The sequence below is a fragment of the Geobacter sp. DSM 9736 genome (assembly GCF_900187405.1).
Taxonomy (GTDB): domain Bacteria; phylum Desulfobacterota; class Desulfuromonadia; order Geobacterales; family Geobacteraceae; genus DSM-9736.
This window is the reverse complement of the sequence record NZ_LT896716.1, coordinates 2,538,502-2,557,443: the sequence shown is the minus strand read 5'-3', so window position 1 is coordinate 2,557,443 and position 18,942 is coordinate 2,538,502. Positions and strand designations below refer to the sequence as shown.

23 protein-coding genes are annotated in these 18,942 nt (G+C 59.1%); 7 read left to right on the top strand and 16 right to left on the bottom strand.

Annotated features, from left to right (window positions below; translation table 11 throughout):
* Positions 1-27: 27 nt before the first annotated feature.
* Complete coding sequence (locus CFB04_RS11575; RefSeq protein WP_088535416.1) at positions 28-567, bottom strand: hypothetical protein; 540 nt, start codon at positions 565-567, stop codon at positions 28-30.
* A 312-nt stretch (positions 568-879) separates the two neighbouring features.
* Positions 880-1,641 carry a potassium channel family protein gene (locus tag CFB04_RS11570; protein WP_088535415.1) on the bottom strand — a complete coding sequence of 254 codons (762 nt, stop codon included), beginning with the start codon at positions 1,639-1,641 and terminating at the stop codon, positions 880-882.
* 344 nt (positions 1,642-1,985) lie between these two features.
* Here CFB04_RS11570 and CFB04_RS11565 point away from each other — a divergent pair, with 344 nt between their 5' ends.
* Positions 1,986-2,282 carry a hypothetical protein gene (locus tag CFB04_RS11565; RefSeq protein WP_157698782.1) on the top strand — a complete coding sequence of 99 codons (297 nt, stop codon included), beginning with the start codon at positions 1,986-1,988 and terminating at the stop codon, positions 2,280-2,282.
* A gap of 63 nt (positions 2,283-2,345) precedes the next feature.
* Here the strand turns inward: CFB04_RS11565 and CFB04_RS11560 are convergent, their stop codons facing one another.
* Together CFB04_RS11560 and CFB04_RS11555 are read right to left on the bottom strand one after the other, a co-directional pair.
* On the bottom strand, positions 2,346-2,774 hold the full coding sequence (locus tag CFB04_RS11560) for a four-helix bundle copper-binding protein (RefSeq protein ID WP_088535413.1): 429 nt from the start codon (positions 2,772-2,774) through the stop codon (positions 2,346-2,348).
* Between the two features lie 47 nt (positions 2,775-2,821).
* Positions 2,822-3,250 carry a DUF1622 domain-containing protein gene (locus tag CFB04_RS11555; protein ID WP_088535412.1) on the bottom strand — a complete coding sequence of 143 codons (429 nt, stop codon included), beginning with the start codon at positions 3,248-3,250 and terminating at the stop codon, positions 2,822-2,824.
* A gap of 205 nt (positions 3,251-3,455) precedes the next feature.
* Between CFB04_RS11555 and CFB04_RS11550 the strand changes: the two genes are divergently transcribed.
* From CFB04_RS11550 to CFB04_RS11530, 5 genes are all read left to right on the top strand, one after another.
* Positions 3,456-4,142: a Spy/CpxP family protein refolding chaperone gene (locus CFB04_RS11550; RefSeq protein ID WP_088535411.1), complete on the top strand. Its 687-nt coding sequence runs from the start codon at positions 3,456-3,458 to the stop codon at positions 4,140-4,142.
* 28 nt (positions 4,143-4,170) lie between these two features.
* Entirely contained in the window at positions 4,171-4,407 is a 237-nt protein-coding gene (locus CFB04_RS11545; protein WP_088535410.1) for a hypothetical protein, read from the top strand.
* Complete coding sequence (locus CFB04_RS11540; RefSeq protein WP_088535409.1) at positions 4,404-5,807, top strand: DUF2254 domain-containing protein; 1,404 nt, start codon at positions 4,404-4,406, stop codon at positions 5,805-5,807. Before CFB04_RS11545 ends, CFB04_RS11540 begins: the two co-directional genes overlap by 4 nt.
* 330 nt (positions 5,808-6,137) lie before the next feature.
* Entirely contained in the window at positions 6,138-7,145 is a 1,008-nt protein-coding gene (locus tag CFB04_RS11535; protein WP_088535408.1) for an AI-2E family transporter, read from the top strand.
* Positions 7,146-7,201: 56 nt separating this feature from the next.
* Entirely contained in the window at positions 7,202-8,473 is a 1,272-nt protein-coding gene (locus tag CFB04_RS11530) for a hypothetical protein (RefSeq protein ID WP_369833293.1), read from the top strand.
* An 8-nt stretch (positions 8,474-8,481) separates the two neighbouring features.
* On the opposite strand, the gene CFB04_RS11525 is transcribed toward CFB04_RS11530, so the two are convergent.
* From CFB04_RS11525 to CFB04_RS11490, 8 genes are all read right to left on the bottom strand, one after another.
* Complete coding sequence (locus CFB04_RS11525; protein WP_088535406.1) at positions 8,482-8,916, bottom strand: Spy/CpxP family protein refolding chaperone; 435 nt, start codon at positions 8,914-8,916, stop codon at positions 8,482-8,484.
* Between the two features lie 109 nt (positions 8,917-9,025).
* Positions 9,026-9,394, bottom strand: coding sequence for a monovalent cation/H(+) antiporter subunit G (mnhG, locus tag CFB04_RS11520; RefSeq protein ID WP_157698781.1), 369 nt, complete (start codon positions 9,392-9,394; stop codon positions 9,026-9,028).
* Entirely contained in the window at positions 9,375-9,659 is a 285-nt protein-coding gene (locus CFB04_RS11515) for a cation:proton antiporter (RefSeq protein WP_088535405.1), read from the bottom strand. The genes mnhG and CFB04_RS11515 overlap by 20 nt, the downstream gene beginning before the upstream one ends.
* Positions 9,656-10,123 carry a Na+/H+ antiporter subunit E gene (locus tag CFB04_RS11510; protein WP_088535404.1) on the bottom strand — a complete coding sequence of 156 codons (468 nt, stop codon included), beginning with the start codon at positions 10,121-10,123 and terminating at the stop codon, positions 9,656-9,658. Before CFB04_RS11510 ends, CFB04_RS11515 begins: the two co-directional genes overlap by 4 nt.
* The gene (locus tag CFB04_RS11505; RefSeq protein ID WP_088535403.1) at positions 10,120-11,625 is read right to left on the bottom strand and encodes a Na+/H+ antiporter subunit D; all 1,506 of its coding nucleotides are present in this window, start codon (positions 11,623-11,625) and stop codon (positions 10,120-10,122) included. The genes CFB04_RS11510 and CFB04_RS11505 overlap by 4 nt, the downstream gene beginning before the upstream one ends.
* Positions 11,626-11,638: 13 nt before the next feature.
* Positions 11,639-11,986 (bottom strand): Na+/H+ antiporter subunit C, encoded by a 348-nt coding sequence (locus CFB04_RS11500; RefSeq protein WP_088535402.1) that lies wholly within the window; start codon positions 11,984-11,986, stop codon positions 11,639-11,641.
* Positions 11,986-12,393: a Na+/H+ antiporter subunit B gene (locus tag CFB04_RS11495; protein ID WP_088535401.1), complete on the bottom strand. Its 408-nt coding sequence runs from the start codon at positions 12,391-12,393 to the stop codon at positions 11,986-11,988. Before CFB04_RS11495 ends, CFB04_RS11500 begins: the two co-directional genes overlap by 1 nt.
* 1 nt (position 12,394) lies before the next feature.
* Positions 12,395-14,683, bottom strand: coding sequence for a putative monovalent cation/H+ antiporter subunit A (locus CFB04_RS11490; protein ID WP_088535400.1), 2,289 nt, complete (start codon positions 14,681-14,683; stop codon positions 12,395-12,397).
* Positions 14,684-14,762: 79 nt separating this feature from the next.
* On the opposite strand from CFB04_RS11490, the gene CFB04_RS11485 reads away from it, so the two are divergent.
* A complete protein-coding gene (locus tag CFB04_RS11485; protein WP_172825485.1) occupies positions 14,763-16,013 on the top strand; it encodes a DUF3365 domain-containing protein in 1,251 nt (416 codons plus the stop codon).
* A gap of 41 nt (positions 16,014-16,054) precedes the next feature.
* Here the strand turns inward: CFB04_RS11485 and pal are convergent, their stop codons facing one another.
* The 4 genes from pal to CFB04_RS11465 all read right to left on the bottom strand — a co-directional run bounded on the left by pal (position 16,055) and on the right by CFB04_RS11465 (position 18,771).
* On the bottom strand, positions 16,055-16,627 hold the full coding sequence (pal, locus tag CFB04_RS11480; protein ID WP_231934167.1) for a peptidoglycan-associated lipoprotein Pal: 573 nt from the start codon (positions 16,625-16,627) through the stop codon (positions 16,055-16,057).
* 71 nt (positions 16,628-16,698) lie between these two features.
* The gene (locus tag CFB04_RS11475) at positions 16,699-17,049 is read right to left on the bottom strand and encodes a hypothetical protein (protein WP_088535398.1); all 351 of its coding nucleotides are present in this window, start codon (positions 17,047-17,049) and stop codon (positions 16,699-16,701) included.
* Positions 17,050-17,114: 65 nt separating this feature from the next.
* The gene (locus CFB04_RS11470) at positions 17,115-18,263 is read right to left on the bottom strand and encodes a Na+/H+ antiporter NhaA (protein WP_088535397.1); all 1,149 of its coding nucleotides are present in this window, start codon (positions 18,261-18,263) and stop codon (positions 17,115-17,117) included.
* A gap of 151 nt (positions 18,264-18,414) precedes the next feature.
* Positions 18,415-18,771, bottom strand: a complete 357-nt coding sequence (locus CFB04_RS11465) for a hypothetical protein (RefSeq protein ID WP_088535396.1) — start codon at positions 18,769-18,771, stop codon at positions 18,415-18,417.
* Between the last annotated feature and the right edge of the window lie 171 nt (positions 18,772-18,942).

The window sequence follows — 18,942 nt, the reverse complement described above, 5'->3', positions numbered from 1 at the left end:
ACGGGGGCTTCCGAAAGCGCTTCCTGTTTACCTCGTCCGGCTCTTCCTCTGGGACTTTTTATCCATCTTCATCATGTCGCACTGCTTGAGGATCTGATCGACCTCTGCCGTCACCTTTTTCGGGTCCGGCGCCTCGGCCTTCACTTCTTTTTCGAGTGTGTCCAGATGCTGCTGGAGCGTTGCGATACGATCGTCCATCATCTTCATCTTCTCGCCCATCTGCTGTTTCATCTGGTCAGACATCGTCTTCATGTGCTCGTCGTGATGGGTCTTCATCTGGCCGAGGCTACGTTTCATCTCCTCCACCGCAGATTCCGCGAACTGCCTGTCCACCTTTCCGGTCTTGGCGATGTGGGCTTTGAGGGTGCCGGCGAAATTCACCAGGTTTCTCTTGTAGGCCATGGCCAGCTTCGGATGAGGCTCGTTCAACATCTGCTGCATCATACCGTCCTTCATTCCCCCCTGCCTCCCCATCCCCTTGCCCCCTGGCTGGCCGAAGGCTGCACCTGCGCCGGCGCATGTGATGAGCATAGCTCCCGTTATGAGCATTCCTGATATTCGTTTCATGCGCTTCTCCTTTCTTTCCCGGACGAGCCGTCTTTTCCGGTCTCAGTTACAAAGTCTACACCCCCCCCGGTCGCTTTCAATCCGGCTGGTTTGGATCCTTGTGGTTCCACCACTATTGGGAATAGTGGGAAGAAGCTTGAGCGTCTGCACGGTAACAGCATGTTTGAGCCAGCGGGACGGTAAGCGAGGGTTCTCGACCGGCCGCACGAAGGGCTGCGACTCGCTTTAGTATTTGGTCGGTCTCCGGAAACGTTCACCGGAGGGACCGAACCGCGCGGCTTACTTGCCGATGGCTTCTAAGCCTCATCAACCTTACGCTTTAGTTCTCCTGCTTCGGCTCCTTATCCGTTTGTAGGGTCGCTTGTCACCTGATTTGTTATCGCTCCGCGGTCCGAGGATGAATGAGGCGATCGTGGCTGTCGTGTAGCCGAAGACGGCAAAAGCATAGAGCGCGAGGAAAAGGCATATCAGGCGCCCCTCCGCCGTGCGGGGCCAGAACTCAGAACCCATCGTCGTCATCACCATCGCCGCCCACCACAACGCATCACCGTAATCGGCAAAGCCCTTCCGCGCAGGACCTTCCCGCTCGAACGCATACATTGCCGCCGCTCCCAAAAGGGCCACCGCCAGGCTCATCACGAGCACATATCCGATGCCGCGGTGGGCGAGGCGCCTTCTGATGCCGAGAAGGGTACGATTGAAGGTGCCGACGACCTTCAGCAGCCGCAACCCGCGGGTACTCCTGATAAGGCGCAGCAGAATGGCGAAACGGAATATTCTCAGGAGCCGGAGGGCGGGAACGATCAATGAAACCGCGGTGATGACATTCTGCCGGAGAAAAAGTGCCTTCCGTGGAGCCAGGTAGAGGCGCAGCAGGAAGTCGATGAGGAAGACCCCCCAGATGGCGTAGACCAGGATCTCCAGGCCGTAGGTGAGGCCGAACACCAGCTCGATCACCATGAGCATCAGCCACATGAAGCCGAGAGCTGTGACCGGTCCTTCCAGCAGATTGCTAAGCTGATCGAGAAGGGCCGACTTCTCCCGTTGATCTGTCCCGTTTTCTCTGTTGTTCATGTCGTGTGGCCGGCAGGATTTGCTTCAGTCACCCCGCTTGTCCTGAGGATCGAGTTGCGACAGCGTTGCGGCCGTTGAATTAATTTTTGATAAGATTATAGCAAAGCTCGCCCCTCACCTCCGGGATGTACCGGTTTTCTCATCCATACCGTTGTCTGCTAGGGTCATGAACAGGCCCACTTCGCTGGAAAGGAGGTTCATGTGGTAATGACGCCGTTGCCCTCTCCGCCAATGCGGATTTTCCCTCGGGCCGCTACAGCAGCGGAGTTGACACTACACTCAAACTCGTCACCTCGAAGATGCCCTTCGTAAAGACGTCATGGCTCCACCGGATGCATCTGAACGTGGCGTGGACCCACAACAGTGGCCGTGCAGAGGAGCTGGAACGCGCCGACATGTACAAGGCGATTTTCGGGTTCAGCGGACGCGTCGACCCGGATACGATGATGGTCATCGACATCATCCGTGAAAACGAGCGTGAGAAGGATAAGGAATCGAACGTGGTGGAGTTGGGATTCCGTCGGCAGCTCACGCCGCTCACCGTGATCGCAGTCGGCGCCGGCGCCGGGTTTGGTGACGAGTCTCCCGATTTCCGGGCCACCGTTGCTTTTCAGCACTCGCTGACATGGCCTTGGTTCTAGACGTTGAGGATGGGGAAGAGCTGCCGGGAGCCGTCCGAGAACACGGCTCCCGGCAATTCATTTTCAGTGGGACAGCCCCGCCCCGGCGGGCAGGCTTTTGATCATCTGGCGGCACATCTGTTCGCAGCTGCGGCAGGCTGTGGCGCAGATGCGGCAGTGCTTGTGCATCTCGGCGTGCTTTTCACACTCCTCGGCGCACATGCGGCAGGAGATAGCGCACGCCTCCAGCTGAATCCGCAGAAGTTGCGGCTCCGGTTCCGTCTGCCGGGTGAGAAGGCGTGCCGTCGTCTGGCAGATGTCCGCACAGTCGAGGTTGAGCCGGATGCAGCGGGTGAGCATCTGAACGTTCTGTTCACCGAGGCAGGCATCGGCGCAGGAAGTACAGACGTCGGCGCACTCGACGCATGCCGTGATGCAGGCTGCAAGGTCGTTGAACATATCCTGGGCCACCGGTTTTCGCGGGTGTGTCTGAAGCATTTCCTGGGTTCGCATCTCATCTCCTTTCGCTGTTCATCATGGGTTTGTTTCCCTCCCGGACTTCAGGCCGCTACCTCCGGCTCAACTTTTTCATTGCGCTCACCTGTCTTGCGGCTGCTCGTTTCCCGGATGTCGGGTCTCTCCCCATTGCCATGCGACCAGGGCCATCGGCCGCTGATTTCCACCTCCAGGGTGAAGCTGAGGAAGGTCCGAATCAGTACTATCCCCGCCAGGACGCCTACGCTGCGGAAGGTCGGCTCTATCGCCACCGTCCTTATGATGTCCGCTGCCACAAGGAATTCGAGCCCCAGCAGGATCGCCTTGCTGAGCTGCCTGCGGTAGCGTGCATAGACATCGGCCGAGGTTCCCTTCTTCAGGTACATCAGCAGGCTTCGCACGGAGGAGAAGAGCGCCCCCACTGCGATGGCAACAATCCCGCATACCTCCAGAACCCAGGCAGAGCCTGTTATCAGCATTTCATTGAAAGGCATGCGGCGGCCTCCCCGGCTTACGGTTCCTGTAGCTGATTCTGCCTCTTTAGATAAGCCTAATGCATGGATGGGCAAGTGCAAGCAGGAGCGAGCGCTTGCAGGTGGCGATGAAGCCAGCAACGGCAACCCGTTTTTGACTTCCCTTTTCTACCAGCTACTATTTCAGGTGAGCTGCTTACTCGAAAACGTGCGAAAGGAGACCTATATGAAGCGTATCTGTTCACACCTGATCCTTCTGCTGGCGGCATTTTGCGTCTGCAGCGTTTCACCGTCGTTTGCGAGGGAGGGGAAGAAAGGAGAATACAACCCGAAGGAAAGCTTTGAAGATTTCAGCAGGAAGCTGAACCTGACAAAGGAACAGAAGGAAAAGGTACGCCCTGTCCTGAACGAGCAGGCAGACAGGATCAGAGAGGTGTACCGGGAGGCACGGGAAAAGGAGACCCGGATACTTGAGGAAAACCAGCAGAAGGTAATGGAGGTCCTTAACCCGCAGCAGAAGGAGAAGTATCAGAAGATGATCGAGAAACGTAAGAAAATGCAGGAAAAAGCTGACGTGGACGTTCCCATCGTCGTTACCGTAGTTGTGGCGGAACCGGTGACCTACTACGGCAAGTCGGTAGTAGCCGATGGTTATGTGAAGCGAGTCCTCACAAAGAATGCATTCATTCTTTCAGAGGCTCCGGAGGGAGTGGCGGAAATCGTCGTCGTGGGTGCAGGGCCCGCCGTAGTGAAGAATCCGCAGAAGGGGCAGAAGGTGAAGGTGCGAGGTGTTTTCCAGAATTTCAAAATTGATGAGATTCAGAAGCAACTCAAAGTTGATCTGGACGAAGGGATATTCGGGCAGCTCGAGAATAAGCCGGGAATATTTGCCCGTTGGGTCAAGAAGCAGTAGCGAGATCGGTATAGGCTATGGAGATGATGTGGAGAGGGCCAAGGGCCTGAGGCTCGATGCGATGCACGGGACGGAAGGAGTGCTGAAGGACCCTGCCCCTGATGTTCTCGTTAAGGACCTGGCCCCTTCCAGCGTCATGATGCGTGCGCGCTGGTGGATACGGCCGCCGCGTGGGGCCGGCGCACTGGACGCACGTGATGACGCTTCATTGCGAAAGCAGAATCCACAAGGCGATACGACGGCTTCGGCGGATTCGAGGTCATGACTTTTCCGAGACTGGTGAAAATCAGAGCTTCCTGGGACACGCTCCGCACGAGCTACTGGTTCGTTCCAACAATAATGTCGGTTGCTTCTGTCGCACTTTGGGTCGCCTCCTACACTGTGGACGTCCAACTGGGCGAGGATGCTACCCGCAGGCTCGGCTGGATCTACAGGGGTGGCCCCGATGGCGCCCGGGAGGTCCTGGCCGTCGTCTCGGCATCCATGATCACGATTGCCGGCGTCACCTTTTCCATCACCATCGTTGCTCTCACGCTCGCCTCACAGCAGTTCGGTCCTTTTCTGCTCCGCAATTTCATGCGGGACAAGGGAAATCAGATCGTCCTGGGAACCTTTATCTCCACCTTCATCTTCTGCCTGCTCACACTCCGCATGATCAGGGGGATCGACAGAGAGACGTTCGTACCTCATGTTTCCGTCTCCATGGGGGTCCTGCTGGCGATGTTCAGTCTCGGCGTCCTCATATACTTCATCCACCACGTCTCAGCCCTGATCCAGGCCTCGAACATCATCTCAGTCGTAGGCCGGGACCTGGTAGAGGCAATCGACCGGCTCTTTCCGGACCGGCTCGGCCGGGAGGAGCCGGATGAGCCGGCCCAATGGAAGGTTGCGGAAGATCTCAAGGCGGCTTGCGAAGAAATAAGATCACCCGTGTTTGGTTACGTGAAGGCTCTGGACAATGACCTCCTCATGAAGGTCGCGAAGGAGAATGACGTTGTTGTCCGCCTGTTCAAGCGGCCTGGAGATTTTGTGGGGGAAGACGATGTGATTGCTCGTGTCTGGCCGAAGAATTCGGAGATTCAGGAGGTTCATGACGCTGTCAACGACGCCTTTGTCCTCGATAATCAGCGTACGGCGACCCAGGACGTGGGATTCGTGATCAGCCAGATCGTCGAAATTGCCGTACGCTCCCTTTCCCCAGGCATCAACGACCCGTTTACCGCCATTATCTGCATCGATTATCTGGGGCAGGGTTTGCGCCGGATGGCTGGGCGCTCGATACCATCGCCGTTCCGGCGCGACGATGAGGGGCGCTTGCGAATCATAGCCGAGACGGAAACCTTTTCGGAACTCGCCGACACCGCATTGAACCAGATCAGGCATTACGGCAGGTCCAGCGCGGCAGTCCTGAGCCGCATGCTGGATGTCATCACAGACATCGCCCCACACGTGAGGCGGGAGGAGGACCGGCAGGCCCTGCTCCGCCATGCGGAACGCGTACTGGAGGTAAGCCGTGCAGGTTTAGAGGAAAAAGATGCTAGGTGGGGCATCCGAAAGGCTTATATTCTGGCACGAGCCTCTCTGATAGCCGATGCAGACAATCCATCGCGTATTTCCGGAAAATTGCTTCCTCCTGGTTCCACACAGGGAGAACCGCGCGGCTGAGTTGTTGCGATACCGGTATACTTCTTCGAGGAAAATGAATACCGGCGACTTCATTGAGCTGGGCGAGGTGCTTTTTCCTGAACCCGGAATTTTGGATTACAGCGGCTACTCGACCAAAGGCTGCCGAACCTTGGGTGCGGTGAGCCTTTTGACATTAATTGCTGCTCCTATAAGCTTTTCTTAAAAAGAGAAGTTCATGTCCAGACGGCGAAGCGTCCAAGGTTGATCACCCTGATTTGACGGAGGTGTCTTATTTCTCCGATTCCTGCGCAAGACCAGTCAGGCATTTCCGTTAAATCCGAAACAGACCGGGCAGAGTATGTCGCGCGTGTGCTGATTGCGGTGGGCATCGCAGTAGGCGTGGGCGTGCTGCTGGCGTTTCTCTGGTACACGATAGACATGCTTCTGCTCGTCTTTGCCGGGATACTGGTGGCGGTGCTGCTGAGGGCACCTGCTTCCTGGGTCGCCGCCCGTTCACCGCTGTCCGGCGGCTGGTCCGTTGCACTCTTCATCCTCTTTCTGGCTTTGGTTCTTTGGGGGGGAGGTAAGCTAGTAGCTGCTCCGGTGATAGCGCAACTGACGGAACTGTCGGTAGCACTGCCGGAGAAGGCAGCACAGGTGAAGCAGCACCTGCTGATCCAACCATGGGGCGAAAAGGTTGTCGATCAGGTGGAATCCATCAACTGGACCTCCCGCCGGATAAACGTCCTCGGCCGGATGACCGGCGCCCTCTCCACCGCCTTCGGATGGGTCGCTAACCTGGTCATAATCTGTTTTCTCGGCCTTTACCTCGCGTTCCAGCCCGACCCCTACGTAAACGGCCTGGTCCGGCTTTTTCCGGTGCCCCGGCGGCACAGGGTCCGTCAGGTGCTGGAGCGGATAAGTCACACACTTAGGTGGTGGCTGGTGGGCACGTTCCTGTCGATGACTATGGTGGGGGTGTTGACCTGGTTGGGACTGTGGCTGCTCGGGATGCCCCTTGCCCTGGCGCTCGCCCTGCTGGCGGCAGTTTTTGCCTTCGTTCCCTACCTCGGCCCAATCCTCTCGGCGGTGCCCGCGGTGCTGCTCGCGTTTACCCAGAGTCCGCAGCAGGCGCTCTACGTCGTTCTTCTCTATCTGGCCGTGCAGGCTGTGGAAAGCAACCTGCTCACCCCGCTCGTTCAGCAGCAGGCGGTGGAAATGCCGGCGGCAATGATGCTGTTCGCGCAGATTACACTCGGGGTGCTGGTGGGTGGAATCGGCGTTGTTCTTGCGACCCCTCTTGCGGCGGCCGCCATGGTGGCAGTGAGGATGCTGTATGTGGAAGATGTTTTGGGGGATTCCGAAGGCGCCGGTTGAGCTGGAAAAGGAGAGAGCCGTTGAAAAAGCTGAAGCTGCCCCCAGGATTCCACGACATGCAGGCCTTTGCGCTTCTCGATGCCCTTGCAGGCCGGCGCTCCCGCCGTTTTTTTAGGGGGGCCGAAATCCCGGACGGCATCTTTGCCCATAGATCTGAACACCCGCCCCTTCCCCTCAGCGAGCTGGAAAGGCTCCTAGTCGTGACGGCGTGCGGCGGGAGCACCAGTTGGCACCACATGATCTTCCGCGCGCAGCGCTACGCCCCGCACCTGTCCAACTATGCCGGGGCCGCCGGAGGGCGGACGTTCCCTTCAGCCGCAGGGTTCCACACGAGCATGACTTTTTTCACGGACGACGAGGGAGTTTATGTCCTGAATATGCGGGATTCGCCGGCTGTATCGGAAAGGGACGAAAAGGGGGAGCTCGAGATCGAGGAACTCCTGGAAGGCGTCGGGAGGCGGATCAGGAAAATCCAGGATGGACGGCTGGGCCTGCCGCCGGAGGTCCCCTACGTGGAGCCTCATAACACCTGGGTTGTCAACCGTCCGGGAACTCTTCTCGTCATTCCTGTGGGAGACCTTGCCCAGCACGTCCTCCTCAACCTCTGCTACATGCTGCAGAACGGCCTCGTCCTCTACGATGACGTCCACAGACGTCCAGTCCCCGGCATAGAGCGACTCTCCCGCTTAGTCGAAGTCTCCAATACATGGCCTCTCACCTTCGTGGAGCAGTGGTCGATGGCCGAACTTTCGGCAGAGCTGTCCACAAGCTGCTATGCGGGAGCCCTCATGCTCCAGGCGATGGGGCTGGGGGGGTGGATGTTCAACGGGGTGGATCCCTGGAGCCTCCTTGGCGCCAGTGGCGATCCGGCCGTTCCCGGCCTCGGTTTCCGCTTCGACATCGACGAGCGCTGGCCCTACCCTAATCCGACAGGGCTGGAAGGGGTGATGGAAGGGTTCTGTCCGCCCCACGTTCCCGACATGCGGAACGCGGTGGAGGCGGTATGCCTCCGGAAATTCGGACCCGGCGGTCCCTTTCATCCCGAGACGCCGGGGCCGTGGAAGGAATCGGCAAAGGTTCGATCCGCAGCGCAGGTGCATAGCGAAGAATTCCGTGAATGCATAGCTCTGCAGGCGCAGTACGTTTTCGACACCTTCGGGAAATTCCCGGGCACCGTGCCGTCGATCTTCCTCATCACATGCCTGCAGGCCCAGCACCTGGATACCGGGTTCTACGACCGGTTCTTCAAGCAGGGTGCCTATCTCGAAACCCATGCGAGGCACATGGAAAGATGGCACCCGGAAATGGGGGTGCCATCCTCCCGATGATCCTCCCGTCACTGCATGAGCCACCGCTCCCTGTTCTTGGCGATTTCCTCCACGAGCCGGTTTCGCTGCGGCGGACTCAGCATGGCGTGAAATTCGGACAGCTTCTGGCCGATGAACCGAACCATCTCGTTGGACTGCTCGTTGTATTTGAGCATGAACTCTTCGAATTCCGCAGGGTCGAACTTGTCCTTGCGAAGCTGGGAAGTGAACCCGTACTGGATCTGGTCCGCCAGTTGCCGGTCTATCTGGGTCCGCTTGTTGAGGATCTCGTTCATGATGCTGTCGAGGTTCCGTCGCTGCACGTCGGTCAGCTGGAGGCTGTCGTTAAGCTCGGAAACGATCGCATCGGCCTTCTCGTCGGGCGTCTTCGCCCCGCATCCCGACATCAGGACCACCGGCAACATCAGTGCTACCAGGAAAAGCATCACCATAGTCTTTTTCATGATTTCCTCCTTTCCGGATTTTTACAGCACCGCATACCTGGATTCCATTCCATTAATGCTCACTATCAATTATACCATCCGCTGAGGGACATCCTCAGGTTCTGCCTGCCTATTCTCCTTCTCCGGATGTTTCTCCCCTTTTGTCGGCGCTCTTTTTCGCTCCTTCTCCGAGTTCATCGCAAATGGTGCCCTCCCACAGGGGGATTTTACTGTAGTAGGCGGCTCGGCCTATCATGTGCGCGGCAACCGGAGCGGTGAGTACGGTGAAAGCGATAATTGCCGCAATTTTCCCGGTGACGGCAGGATCGTCGAAATGAACAGCGGCAGCTCCGAGAATGAAACCCGTTCCGACCGTACCCGCTTTTGCCGTCGCCGAGAGCCGCATGAAGAGGTCGGGGAAGCGGAGCAGTCCCAGCGCAGCCACGAAAGCGAAGAAGCTTCCGGCAACCAGGAGCATTTCAACGGTCAGTATCCGCATTGCGTCTCCTCCTGAGGTAATAGGCGAATGCCACGGTGCCGACGAACACGACAAGCGAGAGGACTATGGCCGCGTCCAGGAAAGCGGGCTCGTCCGCGGCTATCGAATATGCGGCGGCGAGGCAGATGATGAGGCTCGCCATGAGATCGAGGGAGATGACGCGGTCGGGAAGGTCGGGCCCCCGGGCCAGCCGGGCGAAGGCGAGGATGATCCCCAGCGCGAGAACAGGGAGGATGAAGTTGATGATGAACTGATCAAGAGTCACCGGAACACCTCCCGCACCCGCCGTTCGTACCCTTCCTTGACGGTCCGCCTTACTTTCTCCGGGTCATCTATGTACATGGCATGTAGATAGAGTGTGCGGCGATCCTCAGTTACATCGAGGCACAGGGTGCCGGGTGTCAGTGTGATGAGGGTGGCAAGGAAGGTAATTTCCGCCTCGGACTCCAGATCGAGCGGGATGGCAAGGATGCCCGGCCGCATCCGGTGGCGGGGGGTGAGCACGTCGTGAGCCACCCGCAGATTCGCCACAGTCAGCTCCCGGAGGAAAAAGAGGAGAAAGCCTGCCACATGTCCGAGCCGCGTCACGTATCCCTCCCGCTCTTTCTGAACGACCCAGATTACCAGGATGCCGAGCAGGAGGCCCGCGGCCATGTTCGTAGCGGTGAAATTTCCCGTAAGGGCTATCCAGGCCAGCATGAGCAGAATGTGGAAGAGAAAGGTTCTCATGGCGATTTGCCCAATACGGCATTGATGTATCCGTCCGGATTCATTAGCTGTGCTGCAGCTTCATCCGCAAGGAGCAGTGCCGGTCCCGCAGCCGCTCCCAGCACTACTGTGAAGAGGGCCAGAGCCGCCGTCGGACCCATGAGCAGCAGCCGTGCTTCGGAAGGCAACGTGTGCCGGCGGGAAGGAGCAGCCTCTGCCGGACGTTCCTTCCAGAAAGCTTCCTGCCATATCTTGGTCATCGAAAAAAGGGTGAGGAGGCTGACCGCGAGGGCCGTGGTGACGATCAGGTATTGTCCACCCTCGATCCCCGCGCGCACCAGAGCCAGCTTGCCCCAGAAACCGGAAAGAGGAGGTATGCCTGCGAGGGAGAGCGCGGGGATCAGAAAATGCGCGGAAAGTGCAGGGTTTGATTCATAGAGGCCTCCGAGTTTTTTCAGGTCATGATGCCCGGCGACCCGCAGCACTATGCCGCTTACGAGGAAGAGGGCGGCCTTGGCCACGATCACGTGGACCATGAAGAAAATTGCCCCCGCCAGGGCTGCAGCACTGAAGAGACCGAGCCCCATGAGGAGGTATCCGATCTGGCTCACTATGTGGAACGAGAGCAGCCGCCGGAACTCGTGCTGGGCCACCGCTCCGAGAACTCCGGTCACCATGGTGAGTCCGGCCGCGATAAGTATGAGGTTCTGGATATACTCACGGTCGTGGACGAAGAGGAGCGTGAATACCCGGATCAGCATGTAGACTCCGGCTTTTGTCAGCATTGCGGAGAAGAGGGTGGAAACGGCCACCGGGGGCGTGTGATAGGAGGCGGGGAGCCAGAAGAAGAGCGGGAAAACCGCCGCTTTTATGCCGAAGGCAACCAGGAAGAGGGTGGCGGTAGCCGCCATCGGTCCGCCGGGAGACTGTACACGTGAAAGAAGAGCAAGGTCCGCCAGGTTCAGGGTCCCCGTCACGCCATACAGAATCGCAATGCCGGCGAGAAAGAAAGCCGACGCCGTGAAATTGAGAGCGACGTACTTGACAGCTCCTTCCATCTGTCCCCGATGGCTGCCGAGGGCCAGGAGGGCGAAAGAGGCGATCAGCATCACCTCGAACCAGACATAGAGATTAAAGAGATCTCCCGTCAGAAAAGAGCCGCAGACCCCCAGCAGGAGCACCTGCACGAGCGGGTGGTGCCCGAGGGTCTCATGCTCGATGTCGGTGCTTGCGAGGGAATAGATGGTAACGGCGAGGCCGCTCAGCCCGGCGGTAACTACCATGATGGCGCTGAGAAGATCCGCAGCCAGGGTGATGCCGTAAGGCGCGGGCCATCCTCCTGCCTGCAGGCTGAGGATACCTTCCCGCCGGACCGCCGTCAGGAGAAGGATGCCGGCGGCCAGGAGGGCTCCCGTTCCGCAGATGCCCAATACCCGCTGAATGCGCCTCTTTCTCCAGGCGAACAGCTGGAGCAGGGCGGTCGCAAGCGGTATCAGCAGCGGCAAGATTACTAGCTGTTTCACCCGGGGCTCCCTGTCATGTGTCGGTTGTAGTCAGTTCGTCTATGTCGTCGGTGCCGACGGTCTGATAGGCCCGCCTGACGAGCACGAGTGCGAAGGCCTGCAGGCCGAAACTTATCACGATGGCGGTAAGGATGAGCGCCTGCGGAAGCGGATCGGCAAAGGGGGGGGGAGGCTGAGCCGCATCTATGGGGACATGAGGCGGGCGCCCCCGCACCAGCCGTCCCATTACGAAGATGAGGAGGTTCGCAGCGTTGCCGAGAAGCGACAGGGCGAAGACGAGCTTGACGAAGCTCCGGCGCATCATCATGTAGAAGCCTGTCGCATAAAGCCCCCCTATGAGCAGGGCCAGGACCGTTTCCATTATTCCTCCATGAGCGAAAAGACCACCAGCAGCACCATTCCGGTTACCACAAGATAGACGCCGAAATCGAAGAGAAGGGGCGTGCCGACGGCGCCGATGCCGGGAATGCCGGTCTCTATCCAGAGCCCGGTCAGAAACGGCAGTCCGGAGGCCAGTGGAAGCACGCCGGCGGTAAGGGCAACCAGAAGCCCCCAGGAGACGAGAAAGAGCGGATCGATGCCGAGCGTTCGCCGTGCGCTTCGCACGCCGTGGGCCAGCGCGTCGAGGGCGAAGGCCGCCGCGGCTACGAGCCCCCCGGAGAATCCGCCCCCCGGCTCATTGTGCCCCCGGAGGAGCAGAAACAGTGAGAAGAGGACAAGGAGCGGCAGGAGGAGTCGCGATGTAGTGGAAAGAATGAGCGACTGCATGTTACCCGCGCTCCCTGCTGCCGAATTTGATGAGGCCGTAAATGCCTATGGCTGCGACGGCGAAAACCGTTATCTCCCCCAGGGTGTCGAGAGCGCGGAAATCGACGATAATGACGTTGACGACATTGCGGCCGTGAGCCTCGGGCAGGCTGTTTTCGGCATAGAAGCCGCTTACCCTTGACTGCAGCGGCCGGGAAAGCGCCGTGAGAGTGAGAAGGGTCATCATCACGCCGCAGGCCAGCGCCACCAGCGCATCGCGCAGTCTCACACTCGCTGAAGACAGCAGGGAAAACCGGGGGAGCCGGTAGAGGACCAGAACGAAGAGAATCACCGTGAGCGTCTCGATGCAGAACTGCGTCATCGCCAGGTCCGGAGCTCCAAAGAGAAGGTAGATCAGTGCCACGCCATAACCGACTGCTCCGAGGGCGGCTACGGCGGCCAGCCGCGAAGTGGTTACCGCTGCGGTGAGTGCGCCGGCCATGACGACCCCCGCAGTCAGCAGTTCGTACATCCGCACTCCCGCAGTCCATCCCGTTTGCAACGGCTCCCCCTGCCGCAGGAGCGCGAAGGCAAGCAGGAGAATCGCAGTGCCGACTGCCGCCATGAGGTAGCGGCGCAGGTATCCGCTCTGCAGAAGCCTCGTCTGTATTCCGGCGAGGCCGAGCATGCCGTCGAGGAGTATCTGGTAGAACCTGGCAGGTCCCCATATATTCCACTCCGGTCTCCCCGCCGCTCGCTGGAGAAGGATTCCCCTCGCTCCATATAGCAGGACGCCTCCCGCGACGGTCGCAATTCCGAGCAGGAGCACCTGGTTGACGCCATGCCACAGCTTCAGGTGGACTTCGCTCGGCTCCGCCCTTATGGCGCTGACGGCAGGGGCGACAAGAACTTGAGCGGCTGCGTCGGGGAAAAGTCCTATCCCGGTTCCCAGGAGCGCGAGGATAAGAGGCCCGAGCCAGAGACGCCACGACGCCCCGTGGGGCTTCCGGGGGAGGTCTGCAGCGTCGCCGAAGAAGGGGCGGAATCCCACCATGAAGGCGACGGCCACCATGAAAGTGTTGGCCAGGACCCCCGCTCCGGTGATGAAGAACGCGGCCCGTGGTGCCTGCAGCTTAGCCTCGTACAGGAGCTCCTTTCCGATGAATCCCAACATGGGGGGGAGGCCTGCCATGGACAGAGCCGCAAGTGCGGCGGCGACGGTCACAGCGGGCATGACCTTCCACAGGCCCCCGAGCTGGTGCAGTGTCCGTGTCCCGGTGGAATGATCCACCGCCCCGGCTACGAGGAAGAGCGCACCCTTGTAAAGCACGTGGACCAGGAGGTAGACGACGAAGGCCTCTACGGCGGTCGTCGTCCCTATTCCGATCAGGAGCATCAGCGTTCCAAGGGCGCTCACCGTCGAGTAGGCCAGCAACCGTTTCAGGTCTTCCTGAGGGAAAGCCATGATGGCGCCTGTGAGCATCGTCGCGACCCCGGCCGTCGTGATGGCATAATGCCATGCTTCGCTTCCCCCCAGAATCGGCATGAGCCGTGCCAGCAGGTAGAGCCCGGCCTTCACCATCGTGGCCGAGTGGAGGTATGCGCTCACCGGCGTCGGAGCCGCCATGGCAGAGGGAAGCCAGAAGTGGAAGGGTACCTGTGCCGATTTCGTAAAGGCCCCGGCAAGTATCAGCAGCAGTGCCGGCAGGTAGAGGGGGTGGTCGCGTAGATCCGCACTCCTCTCCATCAGGTGGGAAATTTCGAGACTCCCCCCCATGTGGCCGAGAAGGAGGATGCCTGCGAGAAGCGAAAGTCCACCGGCGCCGGTGACAAGAAGGGCCTGCAGAGCGGACTTCCGGGCGGCTTCCTGCCGATTTTCGAACCCTATCAGCAGGTAGGAGAAGATGCTCGTCAGCTCCCAGAAGAGATAGATGAGAACGAGGTTCGCCGAAAGGACGAGACCGAGCATCGAAGCCATGAATGCCAGGAGGTAGCCGTAAAGTCTTCCAAGGTAGCGGTGATCTTCCAGGTAGTCGGAAGAGTAGAAGAGAACGACCGAACCCATCCCGGTGATAAGAAGTGCGAAAAGGATGCTCAGCCCGTCAAGCTGGAAAGAGAGGTTGACGCCCAGGGAAGGTGCCCATTCCCACGCCTCTGCCGTTTCGCCCCCCGGCAGGAGCCGCCCGGCGAAGTATAGGAAGAGTGCAAGGGGGAGCGCCGCGCAGAGTCGGCCGGCATGCCTGGGAGCGCGCCGGTTGAGCCACGGCGCCGCCAGGGCACCGATATAACCTGAAAGAACGCTTGCCAGCACTCCATCATCTCCGAATCAGTTCTTGATGCGCCTGCACTTCATTATAAATGATGCGAGGCATATGGCAACGGAGCGCACCTTGCGTATTGTCACAAAGTCCCCATCGGTTAAACTGGATGGAAAAGGCGGACGGGGAGGAGTGATGCGCCCTTCTACTTTCAGGATGGGTACACGGTTCACCATTTTCATGCTGATCCTCATGTTATGCCTGCTCCTGGTTTCGAGCCTCTTCACCTATCAACGAAACCGGACCCTTATCGACAGGCTTGTGCTGAACGAGGCGCGGCTGGTGGCGGGTGAGGTGGCAGAGCTCATGGGAGAGGCGGTTGGGGTAGCACCCGTAATGCGGCCGGGTGTGCCGGCCACCCATCGATCCACTGATCTTGAGGCTGTGGTGAACCGGGTAACTGCACCGGAGAGGTTCCTGATCAGGGTCGTGTCCTTTCTTCCCGCCAGTGAACACTTCCGCCCCACGGATGTTGAAACGGCTTTGAAGCCGCTCGTGCAGAGCTCAAGCCGTCGTGAAGCGTCTCGTCTTCTGAAGGGGGAGGGGAGGAAGGAATTCCTGTACGTGCAGGCTCTGACCGTCAGCGAAAAATGTCTTTCCTGCCACGGTGCACGTGATGATGCTCCACCGTCCGTCCGTTCCCTCTTCCCCCGGGGCCATCGCATCTACGGTCACTCTTCAGGGGATCTCATCGGGGCCGTCGCGGTTACCATTCCGATGGATGAATTCTACCCGGAAGGGTGGAGCATGTACGGCGGCCTCTTCGTCAAGGGGGTCATCTTTCTTCTCGTCGTGTATCTGATCGGCAAGCTCATGCGCCGCAAGATCATCGATCCGGTTGCAGAGCTGGCCGAGACGGTTACAGGCATGGCAAAGACCGGAACATTCACGCCGGTCACCCCTCCGGGGGCGGACCCGGATATCCGTGCCCTCGTCGCGGCCTACAACGAGATGATGCACGAACTTCAGATGAGGACGGACCAGTACCGAAACTCCGAGCGCAGGTACCGCGCCATAGTCGAGATGTCCGATGCTGCCATAGTCACCTTCATAGAAGGAGGCAACATCATCCTTTTCAATACGAGGGCTGAACGTCTGTTCGGGCTGGAGAAGGGGGAACTGCTGGGGAGGGATTTCTTTTCTCTCGTCACCGGGGAGATTCGTTCCCGGCTCCCCCGCTGTCGAGGCATGGAGCCGATGCAGGGGGTGAGGATGCAGGCGCTGGTGGCCATTTCAGGAGGGGGGAATGTTGCCGTGGAAATGGTGATCTCGGCTGTGGACTGCTCCAACGGCATCTATGCCGCGATACTGTGGGAGAAATGACGAAGGCGGGGGAGCGGGCAAAACCGCTCCCCCCAATGTCTCTACTTGATAACGAACTCCACGCGCCTGTTCCTGCTCCAGGCGGTCTCGTCGTGGCCGCTTGCCGCGGGTTTCTCCTCACCGTAACTTATGACGGAGAGGCGATCTTCCGCGATGCCGAGGGTCCTGAGGTATTTTTGTGCCGACAGGGCCCTTTTCTCACCGAGAGCCAGGTTGTATTCCCCTGAGCCCCGCTCGTCCGTATGCCCCTCCAGCTGCACGTTCACCTGGGGGTTCTTTTCGAGCCACCCGGCATTCCGGTAAAGGATGTCCCGGGCTTCTTTGGTGAGGGTGAAAGAATCGAAGCTGAAGTAGACCGCTTCAAGTGTGCGGAGCTGCTCCGCCCGCAGGTCGTCACGCTCCGCGAGAGGGGTTTCGCCGACAGTTCCGGGGCTGATGCCTTCTTCGGCAACGGCCGTCGGGGGGAGGGCAGACGGGTCAGGCTGCCCCTTCGCGGACGGGGCTGTTGCCGATGCCTGCTCGTCTGCTCTTATCATTTCCTTTTTTGCGCAGCCTGCGGATAGTGCAAGCGTGCAGGCGGTAACGAAAATCCAGTAGGATGCTATTTTTGTCACGTTCTATTCCTCTCTTGTGCAAGATGTTGAGTCGGCAGCGGCCGGAATCATCGGCCTCTGCGGGTCCGGGATCAGGAAAGAGAGGGCCGTTCCGGGGGGATGAAGATGTCCCTGAAGACATCCGTGAGCGCCTTGAATGGTATCGCTATGTGAAGGAAGGAAACAAGGGGGAGATATCTCAGCAGGGAGCCCGGAATTCCCCAGAAGGAGGGGGAGTCGAAGAAATAGAACCTGGGCTTCTGGTCCGCGCTGACCCCCTGGCCGGCGTCGTCAGCCGCAACTGTACCTTTGCCGTCCGTCACCCGCTCGTGGAACGGCTCCAGGAGCTGCTCCCGCACCGTGAGCCCGCTTGTGGCGAATGCGAGGGTGACGAACAGCATCGCGCATGCCGACACCCTGACTATATAAGGATATGCCCGCATTCAAGACACCTCGATAATCATGTCTGCAGAGGAGGAGAAGCAGGCATTGCAGCAGGTATCACGCCTCATTCGATCTTCCTGACACGAAATAGTTTGCCGAACAGGATAGCCGCGATCGCGGCCGCTCCGCTCAGCAACGCTCCCATTTTAGCCGCTCCCTGGACGCCCGGTTCCGTAAAAGCTTCTCCTGCCACGAACAGGGCGACGGTGAGGCCTATCCCCGCAATCAATCCTGTGAGGGCGAGTTCCTTGTAGCCGACGTTCCCGGGGAGCGGGAACCCTAGCCGGGCACCCAGCCATCCCATGATGAAGATGCCGGCGGTTTTGCCGAGGAGTAGTGCGATCAGGACCAGCCAAGTCACCGTCCCTATTTCCGAAAACTCCACGCCGGCGTTTGCAAGCCCGAACATGAAGAGGCCGAAGTCAACCACTATCTTCCAGTCGTGCTCGAAACTTGCCAGCGGAGAGCGGTCGTGCGGATCGGTCTCGAAGATGCCCATGCGTTCACGAGGGGGGTGCGGGATGAAGGGTACGACAAAAACCAGGGCCAGGGCAGGATGTAGGTGCGCCTTGAAGAGCCCGGTCCAGCAGAGCGTGCCCCCGATGAGGATATAGGGCCAGTAGCTCTGGATCTTGAGGGTCCGCAGGAGCAGAGCCGCCCCCATCCCCAGCAACGGAAGGAGGAGCCAGGCGGGAGCCATCGGAACAGCCGGATCGGGATAGAAAACCGCAATTATGGCAAGGCCGATGGCGTCGTCTGCTATGGCAAGAAGCAGCAGGAACGAGACGGCAGGATGGCGGGCGCCGAACACTATCCTTGCCGCGAGCCACGCGAGGGCGATATCGGTGGCCGTAGGAATCCCCCATCCCCTTGTAAGGAGAGGCGAGCCGATTAGAACGTTCAGAGCCAGGTATACCGCAACCGGACCGACAACACCCCCTAATGTGGCCAGCAGCGGGTTTATCGCCTTCCGGGGAGGGTTCAGGTCACCTCCCGGGAGGCAGCTCTGTGTTATCTCGACTGCTGCCATGCCGAAGAACAGGACCATGAACAGCTCGTTGGTAACGAAATGAAAACTCAGGTTTCCGAGAAACGGGCTCTCGACAAAGTGGTGGTAGCCTTGCGGCGAAACGTTTGCCCATACCAGGGCGACCATAACACCTGCAAGCAGCGGAACGGAAAATTCCCGCAGAAGGTTTATCTTTTCTCTCACAACGTGCTCCTGTAACAGCGCATTCCTGAATGGTATGTTTTCGGCGACAGCCGCGACTGCGCCGGGAATCGCATGGTGTCATCAAGACCTTTTTGGTCTATCTGAGACGGAAATACTGACGTAGAAAAGGAGTGGGTGCTCCCCTTCAGGATCAACCTTGGTCAGCGATTCGGTTGTGAGGGGGAAGGAGACGTTCCCGGTAGACTTCCGGAAAAACCGAGGACGGCTCAAAACCCGTTAGCAGGGCGATGTCGGGGTAGTACTGGGGAAGCAGATAGGTTTCAAAACAGAAGGGACTGTAGTTAGTTGAAGATTCCGTGGCGGGACAGTCGTGGTCATGCTCCGTATCGTCAGCCTGCCATGTGAAACCCGCATCCGCCGTAGAAGCCGCAACGGTAACCGTTCCCGGAGAAGGAGACGCGATGCCGAAGCTCTGCACGGTGAGGGTGAAAATCACCATGATCATGACGGAGGCCAGAAATCTATGAAAGATGGAAGGGAAATCCATGGCGGTCTTGTCTCGGAAGGGATAACAACCGTTTGGAGGTTAAATGAATCGGACCGCTCCTGTCAAGGTCATTATCCGGCGGAATATCGCGATCATTGCAGGGTTGGTTCAAGCCATCCCTGGGTCTTCATGTTCCATGAGATGCACAACCCCTGGCAGATTCAATGTGGC

Excerpts from the sequence above, each read along its gene's own strand:
- CFB04_RS11525 (WP_088535406.1), bottom strand. The coding sequence starts at position 8,916 with ATGAAAAAGACTATGGTGATGCTTTTCCTGGTAGCACTGATGTTGCCG.
- CFB04_RS11475 (WP_088535398.1), bottom strand. The coding sequence starts at position 17,049 with ATGCGGGCATATCCTTATATAGTCAGGGTGTCGGCATGCGCGATGCTG.
- CFB04_RS11555 (WP_088535412.1), bottom strand. The coding sequence starts at position 3,250 with ATGCCTTTCAATGAAATGCTGATAACAGGCTCTGCCTGGGTTCTGGAG.
- CFB04_RS11575 (WP_088535416.1), bottom strand. The coding sequence starts at position 567 with ATGAAACGAATATCAGGAATGCTCATAACGGGAGCTATGCTCATCACA.
- CFB04_RS11465 (WP_088535396.1), bottom strand. The coding sequence starts at position 18,771 with ATGGATTTCCCTTCCATCTTTCATAGATTTCTGGCCTCCGTCATGATC.
- CFB04_RS11510 (WP_088535404.1), bottom strand. The coding sequence starts at position 10,123 with ATGAGAACCTTTCTCTTCCACATTCTGCTCATGCTGGCCTGGATAGCC.
- CFB04_RS11500 (WP_088535402.1), bottom strand. The coding sequence starts at position 11,986 with ATGGAAACGGTCCTGGCCCTGCTCATAGGGGGGCTTTATGCGACAGGC.
- CFB04_RS11570 (WP_088535415.1), bottom strand. The coding sequence starts at position 1,641 with ATGAACAACAGAGAAAACGGGACAGATCAACGGGAGAAGTCGGCCCTT.
- CFB04_RS11495 (WP_088535401.1), bottom strand. The coding sequence starts at position 12,393 with ATGCAGTCGCTCATTCTTTCCACTACATCGCGACTCCTCCTGCCGCTC.
- CFB04_RS11540 (WP_088535409.1), top strand. The coding sequence starts at position 4,404 with ATGACTTTTCCGAGACTGGTGAAAATCAGAGCTTCCTGGGACACGCTC.
- CFB04_RS11530 (WP_369833293.1), top strand. The coding sequence starts at position 7,202 with ATGCAGGCCTTTGCGCTTCTCGATGCCCTTGCAGGCCGGCGCTCCCGC.
- CFB04_RS11560 (WP_088535413.1), bottom strand. The coding sequence starts at position 2,774 with ATGCGAACCCAGGAAATGCTTCAGACACACCCGCGAAAACCGGTGGCC.
- mnhG (WP_157698781.1), bottom strand. The coding sequence starts at position 9,394 with ATGCGGATACTGACCGTTGAAATGCTCCTGGTTGCCGGAAGCTTCTTC.
- CFB04_RS11550 (WP_088535411.1), top strand. The coding sequence starts at position 3,456 with ATGAAGCGTATCTGTTCACACCTGATCCTTCTGCTGGCGGCATTTTGC.